Raw genomic sequence first — 13,464 nt, 5'->3', positions numbered from 1 at the left:
CTGCATAATATTGACACAGAATGCACACGAAATCAATATAGTCTCCTATCGTATGTCTGCGGTTGTCTCGGAATTCTCGAATTCTGTTCCAGCAGCAGACGCCCATAAGCCATCGGTTTGCTGTACGTTGCCTTCCAGTGTTCCGACATTCCCGCCTTGCGAAAACCGTAACGCTGATCCCGTCCATTGCATTCAATAAAATAGATCTGGCCGCTGCGCGTTATCCCGAGATCAAGACCCAGATCAGCCAGATGTGGCAGACTGGCCGCCAGGTTCTGGGCAATTCGAAGTGCAACGAGTCCGATTCTGTATTCCAGTCGAGCCAGGTCGAAGCCAGATTCCCCTAATCCAAGGGCCTCTGCGAGCTTCATGACTTTACCGCCCTGGGCGATATTGCTGACAAACGTATGGGCAGGAGCCGCTTTGGCAAACATGCCTGTTATTCCCCAAAGACCATCGCCACCACGTTGTACAGATACCCGCAAATCTACCGGCCTGCCCTCATAACGTACCAGTGGGATACGCTCTTCAATGAGGTAGGCATGGCGAAAGATCCGCCTTAGGGTGGCGGAAGGAAGCTGTCCTTTGCTCAATCGGAAGGTAGCCCACCCTTTGCGTGCCGCCTTCGTCTCACAGGTTAGTTTCCACTGTCCATCTCGCTCAAAGACTCGCATAATACCATGACCGATGCTACCGCTGCATGGTTTGATGACGAGGTCATCATATTGTTCCATCATATAGGCCAGAGACTCTGGCGTAGCTTTGACTGCACGGGGCAGGTGTTCTCGCAAGGCGAGGTCCTGATGAAGCATGTCATGAATGTGATCTTTACGGTACCGGTTGCGAACGTTGAATACCTGGATACCCTGCAACATCAGCTTGGTGATCTGATGCTGTTCCGTCCGGCGAAGCTGGAGTGATCGGTTATGAATGACGGAGGGCAGTGGCATGCGCTCGCGAACATATCTGCCTTCTTTTTTTACATAGGCAAGACATGTTTTTTGATCCGAATCGATATCTTCCAGCCTCAAAAAGCAGGGAGTTAATCCATAACTGGCCGCTGCCTGTTCATAATTCGCGAGTGATTCCTGACCGGTCCTTCCGGCCGGTATCCCCCGGTACATGCGTGAATCGAACATAATGCCGATCGTTTCTTGGAGCATGACCGTTCCTCCTTCGATGTTATCGCGACCATGGATCGTCCATTCATGGAATGCCGGCCTGTCACCGCATGGCTCAGACATCGCGATAACGCAGACCGGTGTGTAAGATGCATCGCCAAGCACTAGTGCTTGCTCAGGGCGTGTCTAAAACTCTGAAGGAAGCAGGTTTTGCCGAATCTTCGTTCCAAGCAAGGAAGTTTTCCGCAGGCGTGCCGGGGCACGGCTAGGGAAAGTGACACAGCAGGGGGCGAAAAGACGGTGAAAGATGCACTTCAGCGAGTTTTCAGACACGACCTAGATATAATATCCTATGACATGACTGGAACGGGGGCGTGGACAGCCGCCTTTCCTCTGCAGCCCTGACACGCCTATTTCCACGAAGATCATCGAACCTTCCTGTCTTGACGCCTGTACATTCGTGCTCTGGAATCCGCAAAAGTCATAAATGAAGTGGCAGATGCCCATATGGAAGCATATGATGCCGGAGACGAACGTTAGAGGAAGGAGCAAGCTGCATGAGTAAAAATGGCAAAAAGAAGGTTCCGACGCCGAAACTGCGGCATGTGAGCCCGAAATACAAGGAATTGGAACTGACTGATCGCCGGGCAGACAAGATGAACTCAGGTTTCACTGTGAATAGGGAAGAACGCTTGAATACGAATAAAAGGGATTCGAGAGCTGTTCAGGAGTCGGAAGAATTCCTATTCGACTCAATGGAGCTACCTTCTTCAACAAATGAGCTGGAAGAGTTGGAGATCGAAGCCGAAATCAAGCCGGAACCCGTAGAGTCTGATAGCAAGGAAATCGAGACAGAAGACAGCTCGGATAAGCAGATTCAGGTTAGCAGTGTGGCTCCGCTTGTTCTGGAAGAAGAGGTGGGTATCATCAAACAAGAAACAACAAACAAGGACCGGCTGCAGATCCTGAACCAGAACCAGATGCCGGGTCATACCGGACATTACATCTACACGGACGACTTGAGTGAATTTGCTGTTACGGAGAGCAAGTTGGCTCCTTTCTCTGTAGATGCCTCCAAGCTGAAACCGGATGCGGTCGGCAGTGAAGCATTGCAGGATTATGCGGTGACCAGCATTCACATTGCAGACGGGGCCATTGTTTCAGCAAAACTTGCGGAAGCGTCTGTATCTGAGGAGCACCTGATTGACGGTTCTGTGTCTGGTCACAAAATACGAAATGCTTCTATTGCAGGCGAGAAAATCAGAGATGGCAGTATTACTTCTCAGAAGCTTGGCAACCAGGCCATCGATTCGGCCAAAATTGCCGACGGCTCCATCAGCACAAGACATCTCAGCCGCATGCTGGTAACGGAAGAATTAATCAAGAATCATGCCGTAACTGGAGACAAGATCGCGATTAGCGGGGTGGATACAAGGCATCTCACGGGAGGAGCTGTGAATACCTCCAAACTGGCTGACGATGCAGTGACTACAACCAAAATTCGGGAAGCTGCTGTCACAGGCAGCAAAATCGAAGAACACTCCATCGAGTCTCACCATATTCAGGCAGGGGCTGTTAAACAGACACATCTGGCAGAAGGGTCTGTCGGTCGTTCACAATTATTAAATGGCAGTATTGGAAGTGACCAGATAGAGGATGGATCCATACAAACAAGACATTTAGCTGAGGGTTCATTAAGTGGAAGACATCTACTGGACGGTTCAATCGGTTCAAGCCAGATTCGAGCTCATTCCGTTGGCAAGGAGCAGATTGGCAATGGAGAAGTGGGCAGTGAGCATTTGACAGAAGGTGCAGTAACCAGTAGCAAACTGGCAGACCAGTCTGTTGGAACAGCAAAATTGCTGGAACAGTCCATTACGGCATCCAAGATCTCTGATCAGAGCGTCATTTCTTCCAAAATTGCGGATGAAGCCGTACAGGGTAAACATCTTGCCAAAGGGTCCATTCGTGCGGAACACATTGCAAATCGGGGAATTACGCCGGTACATGTGGACAATTCCGCAATTCACTCTATTCACATTGCAAGTGGAAGCATCGAGGCAGCTCATCTATCTGCCGGAAGTGTGTCCGGAGACGCTCTTGCAGACGACGTGGTGTGTGAGCGGCATCTTGCAGAGTCGGCCGTGGGTACGTATGAATTGCAGGATGCTGCCGTTACAGACGTTAAACTTGCGGATGGAAGTGTGACAACAGAAAAGCTTGGAACGGCATCGGTGAGTAGCAGAGCGCTTGCCCCGGGAAGTGTTATATCCTCGCATCTTGCGAGTGGTGGAGTCACAGGGACACATCTGGCTCCAGGCAGCGTGGGTTCCGAGGCCCTGAGACCTTATGCAGTGAAATCGGAACACTTGACAGAACATGCCGTAGGTGTACCTCATCTTCAGCCGGGCAGTGTTGAAACGGATGCGATTGCACGGGCCGCGGTCACAACAGACAAATTGGCTATTGATAGTGTAACTTCAGCCCAGCTGGCTGGCGGGTCCATTTTTCCGCCTCATCTAACAGATCATGCGGTTACCTCCCCCAAGCTCTCACCAGAAAGTGTTGCCACAGATAAACTGGCGGATTTTGCTGTCACGTCAGCTAAACTGGCAGACGGCAGCGTGACTTCTTCCAAAATTATGGCAGAGAGCATTAACGCCAAACATATTCCAGCAGGAACCATCCGCGGATATCACCTGAAGCAGCATGCCGTTTCACTGGAACATTTGTCGGAAGAAATACGCTCGCCGGAATTATTTGCTGATGGCAGTATTACCGGCAACAAACTTCAACATGGCTCCATAAGTGCGGACCATTTGACAGCAGACTCGGTATCCGGGACAGAACTGCAACAGGCTGCTGTAGGTAGCGAGCACTTGCAGCCATCCGTTGTACAATCCGTCCATCTGGCTGAAGGCAGCGTGAAATCTGACCATTTGGGGACTCAAGTAGTGAGCTCACAGCATCTGAAGCCAGACATCATTCATGAGGAGCATATTGCTGAACAGGTGGTCACATCGCATCACTTGGCACCTGGATCTGTCGAAACAGACCATCTGGCACCTTTATCCATTACAGCGGCTCACCTTCAGCCAGGTTTGATCAGTGGTTTGCATCTTCAGGCAGAGTCGACAAGTGCTGTTCACCTGCAGCAAGGAGCTGTGCATTCCCGTCATATTCAAGATGGTGAAATTCTTCCTCATCATATCCATGAACGCAGCATCGGAACATCTCATCTGGAAGAAGAAGCGGTAAGTACGATTATTTTGCAGGATGAATCTGTAACACGCTCCAAACTAGCAACGGGTAGTGTGGATGGCAGCAAATTAGCTGCAGGAACCGTATCGGCTACTCACCTTGCCAATGAAAGTGTGCAAACCCATCATATCCAAGAAGGAGCAATCCTTGCTGATCATATTCAAGAGTGCAGTATTGGCTCAGTTCATCTGGATGAGCAGTCTGTAAGTGCAGTTCATTTGCAAAATGGATCTGTAACAAGTGCCAAACTGGCGGATGGCAGTATAAACGGCAGCAAATTGCTTGAAGGAACCGTATCGGGGATTCATATTGCGTCCGAAAGTGTGCAAACCGGGCATATTCAGGCAGGGGCCATTCATGCTGACCATATTCAGGAGCGGAGCATCGGCACAATCCATCTGGAGGAGGAAGCAGTAAGTGCGATTCACCTGCAAAATGGGTCTGTCATCAGTGCAAAACTGTCCGACGGCAGTGTAACCGGCAGCAAGTTGATCGAAGATGCGGTGTCGGGAATCCATATCGCTTCTGAAAGTGTGCAATCCCGCCATATCCAGGCAGGAGTAATCCTTTCTGACCATATTCAGGAGCACAGCATTGGCATGCTTCACTTGGAACAGGAAGCAGTAAGTGCCATTCATCTGCAAAATGGATCTGTAACAAGTACCAAGTTGGCCGACGGCAGTGTAACCGGCAGCAAGTTGCTTGAAGGAGCAGTATCAGATATCCACATTGCAGACGATAGTGTGCAATCCAGTAAGATTCAGGCAGGAGCCATTCATGCTGATCATATTCAAGAGCGGAGCATCGGCACAGCACATTTGGAAGAGGAGTCTGTAAGTGCCATTCATTTGCAAAATGGATCTGTAACGAGTGCCAAACTGGCGGATGGCAGTATAACTGGCAGCAAGTTACTCGAAGGTACGGTATCCGGGGTTCATATCGCATCGGAAAGTGTGCAATCCGGGCATATTCAGGCAGGAGCTATTCATGCTGGTCATATTCAGGAGCGAAGCATAGGCACAGCCCATCTGGAAGAGGAAGCCGTAAGTGCGGTTCATCTGCAAAATGGGTCCGTAACAAGTGCCAAATTGGCTGACAGTAGCATTAGTGGCAGCAAATTGCTCGAAGATACTGTATTGGGGAGCCATATCGCGTCGGAAAGTGTGCAAACTCGCCATATCCAGGCAGGAGCGATCCTTGCTGATCATATTCAGGAGCATAGCATTGGTACGTCCCATCTGGAGGAGGAAGCAATAAGTGCGGTTCATCTGCAAAATGAATCTGTAACGAGTGCCAAACTGGCGGATGGCAGTGTGAGCAGCAACAAACTGCTTGAAGATGCGGTGTCGGATGTCCATATTGCCAATGGAAGTGTGCAATCGCGTCATATCCAAGAGAAAGCCATACATGCTGACCATATTCAAGAGCGAAGCATTGGAATCTCCCACCTCAAAGCCGAATCGGTAAGTTCGATTCATCTGCACAATGGTTCCATAACAAGTGCCAAAATGGCTGACGGCAGTGTAAACGGTAATAAATTGCTTGAAGGTGCGGTATCGGCTATCCACATAGCCGACAAAAGTGTGCAAACTCGTCATATCCAGGATGGAACCATTCTTGCTGATCATATTCAGGAACGCAGTATTCGCACAACTCATCTGGAAGAGGAAGCAGTAAGCGGGATTCATCTGCAAAATGGGTCTGTCACCAGTGCCAAATTGGCCGATGGCAGCGTGAACGGCAGCAAACTGAGTGAGCAGAGTATTACCTCTAATCATTTGAATGCGGGGATTGTAGGTCCAGCGCATCTGAGCGAAGAGATATGGAATGCGATCCGTCAGTTCAGTGGAGAAACGCTGGAGCAACTGGCAGCTATCAAAAGACAAGAGGGATTGCTTCAACCACAAAATGAAGGTGTACAGCAATCACAGCAGGTAATCGTCGAGGTATTACCGAGTGCTGGTCTGGAGCAACAACAAGAGCTGATATCCCAAACAGATCAGCTTGGCGAACTACCGGCAGCTTTGTTCACAACTGAGCAGGCAGTGCAGGCAGATCAGGCTCAGCAACCACAGCTTGAACAGTCACAGGAGATCGCTGGAACTACGGAGTTTATGTTAAGTGAACAATCGATTACACAAGAGCATCTGTGTGATGATGCCGTGGGCAGCAGCCAGTTGCAATCGGGGGCAGTTCAGGTCAAACATCTGGCCTTTCAGCCCGTTCGCAGCGTAAGCAAACAACCGGTTGTACAACAATTCGGGATGGAAGCTTTTGTACTGCCAGAGAGTGAAGTATGCACAGAGGTAACTGTTGTTTTTGAAGAATCATTTGCTTCAGAACATTATGTGATTGTGGGCATGAGTAATGATCGGGGATTCCAGATTTCCCTGCTCTCGCAGAGTGAGGATGAAGCGGTTCTTGAAGTGTCACGTACGGCAGATTGCAAGCATACGTACGGATTGTTGTCATGGATTGCTGCGGGACCTTCGCAAGGATAGTGCAGGATTGTATCCGTAATAAACAAATGACAAAAGCGGTGTCCAGAGTTGTCCGGGACACCGCTTTTGATTGATATCAGCTTAATCCGTTCGGACGGTGAGGGGTGTCTGAACGTTTTGTTACCATTATGAAGAGTACATTATAAGTTCAATTACAATAAAATAAGATTTTACAGGCCTACAGCTTGATATGCTTTGGTAATAGCAGTAGCTTCAGCGGAAGTTGCTCCGTACAGATCTTTGGCTGCTTGAATGGTAGCTGTTTTGGCAGCGGCAAATTTGGACGTTGGTGTCAGGTAGTTCACCAGTGTGCTGTAGAAAATCTGGATCGCTTTATCCCGACCGATTCCGGTAACAGTCACACCATTATGTGTTCCGCCTTGAGCAGCAAGGAAATAGGCTTTATTGATGATACCACTGTTGATATGGACACCGCCGTTGTCCTGTGAGCCTGTGTAGCGATCGCTGTATTTGTCAGGTTGACCATACAATGTAGGGTTGGAGAGGGAGCGCAGCGCATCTCCTGGAGTGTTAGGTGTGTAGATATCATCACCGAGCAGCCAGTTTTTGCTTTGGATCGTATTACCGAAAATATCGGCAAAGGCTTCATTGAGTGCACCTGGTTCATTGCGATATTCCAGATTGGCTGTATATTCAATAACACCATGCGTCAATTCATGACCCACAACATCCAGATCACCAGACAGGGATCGGAACATCGTTCCATCTCCGTCACCAAAGACAATCTGTGCCCCGTTCCAGAAGGCGTTATTGTAATTGGAGCCGTAGTGCACGGTTGATCTGATCAACAATCCGTTACCATTAATACCGTTACGGTTGAATTTGTTTTTGTAGAAATCATACGTAGCAGCGGCATGAGCGTGAGCATCTACACCTGCACGATCAGTCCATACATTATCCGAATCTGTGAGCAAGCTACCAGGCAGTGATGAGCCATTGTTCGCCGTGTACGTTTGGATGCCATTGCCGCGAGTGGTGTCTTTCAGTTGGAAGGTGCTGCCGGATTGGGTGGTTGTCAGGGTTTTGGTATCTCCAAGCACACCTGTACCTGTTCCAGTGGCAAAGTTAATGAGGTCAAACTGGGATACGATACTGCCATCCACTGCGTTAATGAAATATTTGGTCCGTAGAGGGGCGGGTTCCAGTACGTTTACTTCCGTAATGTAAACCAGATATGTCTGACCATCTTCTTCATGATGATAGATGTTCAATTCAGCTTGAGGCGTGATTTCCGCGGCACCAAGCTCTCCAATCCGGGAGGTTGCTTCTTCGGTTGCAATACGGATCGCGTCTTCTCCGCTGATCTCGGCTACACCATCATTCGGAATGGCCTGCTCTTCAATCGGTGGAAGATCGCCAAGTGCGGAGCTCACGGCTCCGGTTTTGTCCAGGTGAACCGTCTGTTCTGCACCATAAACCGGGATACCTTTAATATACTGTTTCAGGCGGAAGTGTCTTACGCCAGATGTATCTGTGTTTCTTTTGACAATTTTGAGCTGGGATTTCACATCGGTATTCAGAAATTGTTCCTGCTGTCCAAGATAATTAAAGATAGTGTCATCTGTTCCACTGTTCAATGGAATACCCTCCTCAGAGGCATAAGGGGCCTGAAGTGGAATGGATTGATCAGACACTGGAGCTGCAGTAGCAGAGGACACGGAAGCGAGCAAAAGAGCTCCTCCAAGAATTGTTGGCATAACTTTGGCAAATTTCATAGTAAACTCTCCCATTCTTAAACTTATTTTTGGTTGGAAAATGTTCATGCCAGTCTCGGTTGGAATTCCGTCTGCAACTTGGGCAGCGCGGAGCGTGGGGCTAGACCTGAAGCGTGGAATGAGACAAGAAACGATTGGAACAAAATCGGCTTGGCCTTAGCTCGGGAAGTGTTAAGCACGACACCAAACAAAAAGGATAACCGTTTATTCAGTTCAACCCGAAGGTTTAATCGTCTATTGTGTTCCTCTTTCAGAAAGCCGGGGGTTGTCCAATTGCGCAGGTAGAAGATACGTTCACGGAAAACTGGGGTGTTCAATCCGGGTTTGCGTAAATGACAAAGGCAGTGTGTTCTGAACGGCATCACTCCTCTCAAGAGTAGAATGTATCTGTTTAACAGGTTCTGTGAATGAGGTCATAATCTAATCAACCTAAGGTCAATAAATTGATTTAAAAAATAAAGGGGAACTTATGTTCACCACAAGGTTATTTTTGTAAATAAAACTGCTTGGAACGTATATTATCACAATGTAAAACTTTGGAAAAGATACAATTTTAGATTTTTGTTAAATTTGTGTCTGAAGTAGGGGAGAGGTAGCGTTTTTCACATATTTTGACGTATTTTGTCTAAAACCAAGGCCTGTACCCTCGTGTTCACAGGGAGAACCTGCTTAGTGCAAGGACAAACGCCGTTTCCACTGCTCCACGAATACATAGAATAACGTGTACTCCCTTGGCATGCCGATGATCGAATGCGGGAGGTGAAACTGTTGCGCAAAACCCGTACCACAGCACGTTATGCAACCCAAACCAATGTGACACGAAGAAAAACAGTGCTGAAGAAACGAAGATGGAAGTCTGGACACAAAAAGGGTACAAAGGCCTATACGTTCGTTATTCCATCCAAACAGCTGATGTTACAGGCTAAGGATGGAGTAGAGAATGGAGCGGAAAATGGCATGAGTGATGCTCCTTCACACAGAGATGTTTCTCAGGGACCGATGCTCTCGGTCATTATCCCTGCTATGAATGAGGAGAAAAGGATTGGTGCAGTTGTCCGTGAAGCGCTGCGGATATGCCGTGATGCTGAAGTGCTTGTCGTTGTGAATGGTTCAACAGACGGTACGGCAAACGCAGCCAAACGGGCTGGAGCACGAGTGCTCACGTATGCCGAAGCACTGGGGCATGATGGAGGACGAAAAGTAGGCGCAGCGGAGGCGCGCGGTCAGGTATTGTTATTTACTGATGCAGATATCGCAATTCCCGCAGAGCACCTTGCACCTTACGTGAAGGCTGTGCTGAAGGGAACGGATGTGGCGCTTAACGACTACCATGGGCCGGTCACTCATCATCCCGTTCATCCGGTAGTGGAGGCCAAACACATGTTGAACAGCATACTCGCAAGATCCGATCTCCGGGGGGCATCCATGACAGCAATTCCACATGCAATAAGCCGAAAAGGGCTTGAGGTCATGGGGATATCCTCACTGGAAGTTCCGCCACTCGCACAAGCGAAGGCAGTGATCGGAGGACTTCGGGTACGCGCTGTTCATCACGTACCTGTGGGTAGAATGAATGCAGTACGAATCAAGAAGCGAAGCGGACCTGATCTGCTAAGTCAAGTGGTACTGAATGATCATATGGCAGCGATTAAGTGGATTACGGATACGCTCGGTCCCCGCGGAGGTTATACCGATCTGCAACGTGTTCGCAACCTGGCGAGGTAAGCATGTCGCATCGGATGATGCAGCATGCTGGAGGTGAGGAAATGAAGGGACGTTCAGGGGTTGTCCGCCGCAGGCGGACAACAAGTAGACCAACGACAGCAGGAAGAACAGTAATGAACAAGCGTCATAGGAACAAGAAACATGTAGATATTCAAAAAAAAAGAAGAAGCCGAGCAAAGTCTGGCCCAGTAAATCTGCACTTGATGTGGAAAGCGGGGCAAGTTGCAGGAAGCGAGGCAAAGGCAAACAACACAGTATCAGAAGAACATGCACGTCTCGTATGGAATGCACACGCGGCAAACGTTGCGGAGCTAAGCAATTTCGAGCTAGCTCTGAAGGCAGGTAAGGCATTTATGCAAGGTTATGCTCAGGCCTCGGGACATTCATTCCAGATCGTGCCACTACCTCTTCGTCATTCGGCTGCTGCCATTGTCTGTGCCTGTAATGAAGAACACACACTGGGGCAGGTGTTATTGCAACTAAAGCGGTTGCCTCTGACGGATATTATTGTGGTACTGAATGGAACGACAGATGACAGTTTGAAGCAGGTACTAAGGCAGCCGGGACTTACAGTAATCTATGAACCGGATCGGGCAGGACATGATGTGGGCCGGGCACTTGGAGCCAAGATGACGGATGCGGAGACGGTACTTTTTGTGGATGGAGATATGGTCGTCTCGGCTGAACAGCTTGCACCCTTTCTGTTCGCGGTTGATCGGGGACAGGATGTGGCGTTGAATAATCTGACGTCTTTGCTGCCTGCGTTTGCAGGCCAGGATGAGGTAAGCCGGATCAAAGCATATCTGAACCGTACATTAGGCAGGGCAGATCTTGGTTCCAATTCCATGACAGCCGTGCCTCATGCATTGTCTCGTCGTATGATTCAGACCGTGAAGCCAGCATCACTGGCCGTTCCACCTAAGGCACAAAGTCTAGCTATTCAGCATGGAATGAACGTCTCGGCACCAAGTCAGGTGGATGTTATTCGTTCCAATCGGTTGCGTCCTGGTAACACGGGAAGTGGGAATGATGTCGCCAAATTGATCATCGGAGATCATCTGGAGGCACTGGCTACATTGCTGGGTACAGGTTGGAATCCAGCCCAGGCACATACACTCTCCCGTGTAGAAGTCGCTTACAGGAGGAACGCCTAATGACACTGACGAGTATGATTATCCCAACTTACAATGGGCTGGATCTGATCAGGCCCTGCATCGATGCCATACGTCAATACTCGGGCGATCCTGCGTCATATGAAGTTATCGTGGTAGATAACGGTTCGACGGATGGAACGGCTGAATATTGTGCGCTGGAGCGAATTCGATTTGTAAGGTTCCCGGACAATCGGGGGTTTCCGGCAGCGTGTAACGCTGGACTTCGTGCAGCTTGCGGGGATGAGTTGTTGCTGTTGAACAATGATGTTACGGTCACGCCCCGTTGGCTGGAGAACCTGCGAACGGCTCTGTACAGTGACGCAAGTATTGGGATCACGGGTCCTGTTACGAATTATGCAAGCGGCATCCAGCAGATTAAACTACAGTTTCGGGATATGGAACATTTTCAGGAGTTGGCCAATTCCAATAATATTGCGGATTCTTCAAGGTGGAGGGAAGTACGACGGATCGTCGGTCTGTGCATGCTGATGAAACGAGATGTCGTGGAATCGGTTGGACTGCTTGACGAGGCATATTCTCCGGGACACTATGAGGATGACGATTATTGTTATAGAGCAAGATTGCAGGGATATCGCTTGCTGGTATGTGGAGATGTTCTCGTGCACCATCAGGGAAGTGCCAGCTTCCAGAAGACAGATCCGGTAGCGTGGAAACAGCTGCTTGAGCGTAATCGTTCGATTTTTATGAACAAATGGCATGTCGATCCGCTTGAATATATGGACATATCCGATGAAGGAGGGAACGTGGAATGAAAGGTGTAATTCTTGCCGGCGGAACAGGAACTAGACTGTATCCGCTGACCCGGCTCATTAACAAACATCTGCTTCCAGTCGGTAAACATCCGATGATTATGTATGGCATCGACAGGCTCCGCCAGGCAGGCATTGATGAACTATTGATTGTGATCAACAAACATTCCGCCGGGTTATATACAGAGTATCTTGGTGGCGGAGCAGATCATGGGGTCAAGTTGACTTATCGCATTCAGGAAAAGGCAGGCGGGATTGCGGAAGCGTTGGATCTGGCAACTACTTTTATTCTTCCTGGCGAAAAATTCGTTGTGCTTCTCGGTGATAATCTCTTCAGCGATGATCTGAAGCCTTATGTGGACCGTTATATGCAGCAACCTGCTGGTACAGCACGAGTTCTGCTCAAAGAGGTGGATGATGCACGACGTTACGGGGTGCCTGTTTTTGATTCAAAGCATCCAGAGCGAATCTCGTACATTGAGGAGAAGCCAAGCCACCCGAAAACCTCTTATTGTGTGACGGGCATATACATGTATGACGATCATGTATTTAACCTGATTCGCAATATTGCGCCGTCTGCGCGCGGAGAACTTGAAATTACGGATGTGAATAATCACTACGCATCTGCTGGCGGACTGGAATACGACATTTTGCAGAAATACTGGAGTGATGCAGGTACATTTGAATCGCTCCAGGAAGCAGCTGTCCGTATGAAAGGACAATTGCCCTAAAATATATGCGACTGATGCTGCCGCTGTGCGGTGCCCCATGGGAGCAGAACACTCTGCGCCGGAGCTGGAAGGATGCTCCGGCGCTTTGCGCAGCGACAATCCTCGTGCATGCCAAAGGAGGGAATGGCGTGAGAGTAGTGACACGCACCGGAGCTGCTAAGGCCTCCGTGTCGGGTAAACCCCGGGGCATCCACCCGGCCGTATTTATGGGCAGTGGCACTCCGACAGCAGCAGTTACAGGGTCTGCTGGAGTCAGAGGTGTGAAGTCAGGGAAACGGAGTACCCTGACCAAAGCGGGTACATCTGCAGGCGCAGCGCATAAAGCTGCTGCAAGGAAAGCGAGCAGCACAGGCAGTGTTGTTGGCAGAGCAGGCAAAGCTGGCTCTGCGGGCGCGAGCAGAGCGGCAAGAGCCAGCCGCACCGGCAAAGGCAAAGCCGGCCTGCGCCGGGCCACTGCTGGGCGCA

8 protein-coding genes are annotated in these 13,464 nt (G+C 49.5%); 5 read left to right on the top strand and 3 right to left on the bottom strand.

Annotated features, from left to right (window positions below):
- Window positions 1-32: 32 nt before the first annotated feature.
- Window positions 33-1,244, bottom strand: a complete 1,212-nt coding sequence (locus MHI55_RS25455; protein ID WP_235193919.1) for a YheC/YheD family protein — start codon at window positions 1,242-1,244, stop codon at window positions 33-35.
- Between the two features lie 434 nt (window positions 1,245-1,678).
- Between MHI55_RS25455 and MHI55_RS25450 the strand changes: the two genes are divergently transcribed.
- Complete coding sequence (locus MHI55_RS25450) at window positions 1,679-6,883, top strand: WIAG-tail domain (RefSeq protein WP_340387474.1); 5,205 nt, start codon at window positions 1,679-1,681, stop codon at window positions 6,881-6,883.
- 170 nt (window positions 6,884-7,053) lie between these two features.
- Here MHI55_RS25450 and MHI55_RS25445 read toward each other — a convergent pair whose 3' ends face one another.
- Window positions 7,054-8,619: a M4 family metallopeptidase gene (locus MHI55_RS25445; RefSeq protein ID WP_340387472.1), complete on the bottom strand. Its 1,566-nt coding sequence runs from the start codon at window positions 8,617-8,619 to the stop codon at window positions 7,054-7,056.
- 44 nt (window positions 8,620-8,663) lie between these two features.
- Window positions 8,664-8,981, bottom strand: coding sequence for a hypothetical protein (locus MHI55_RS25440; RefSeq protein WP_144029806.1), 318 nt, complete (start codon window positions 8,979-8,981; stop codon window positions 8,664-8,666).
- A gap of 406 nt (window positions 8,982-9,387) precedes the next feature.
- On the opposite strand from MHI55_RS25440, the gene MHI55_RS25435 reads away from it, so the two are divergent.
- The 4 genes from MHI55_RS25435 to MHI55_RS25420 are packed head-to-tail and all read left to right on the top strand — an operon-like array spanning window position 9,388 to window position 12,999.
- Entirely contained in the window at window positions 9,388-10,344 is a 957-nt protein-coding gene (locus MHI55_RS25435) for a glycosyltransferase (protein ID WP_340387470.1), read from the top strand.
- Window positions 10,345-10,385: 41 nt separating this feature from the next.
- Complete coding sequence (locus MHI55_RS25430) at window positions 10,386-11,498, top strand: glycosyltransferase family A protein (RefSeq protein WP_340387468.1); 1,113 nt, start codon at window positions 10,386-10,388, stop codon at window positions 11,496-11,498.
- The gene (locus MHI55_RS25425) at window positions 11,498-12,271 is read left to right on the top strand and encodes a glycosyltransferase family 2 protein (protein WP_340387465.1); all 774 of its coding nucleotides are present in this window, start codon (window positions 11,498-11,500) and stop codon (window positions 12,269-12,271) included. The genes MHI55_RS25430 and MHI55_RS25425 overlap by 1 nt, the downstream gene beginning before the upstream one ends.
- The gene (locus MHI55_RS25420) at window positions 12,268-12,999 is read left to right on the top strand and encodes a sugar phosphate nucleotidyltransferase (RefSeq protein ID WP_076329021.1); all 732 of its coding nucleotides are present in this window, start codon (window positions 12,268-12,270) and stop codon (window positions 12,997-12,999) included. The genes MHI55_RS25425 and MHI55_RS25420 overlap by 4 nt, the downstream gene beginning before the upstream one ends.
- Window positions 13,000-13,464 lie beyond the last annotated feature (465 nt).

Origin of the sequence: Paenibacillus sp. FSL E2-0151 (assembly GCF_037993015.1) — a bacterium.
GTDB classification, from domain to species: Bacteria; Bacillota; Bacilli; order Paenibacillales; family Paenibacillaceae; genus Paenibacillus; species Paenibacillus amylolyticus.
This window is presented reverse-complemented; position numbering and strand designations above follow the sequence as displayed.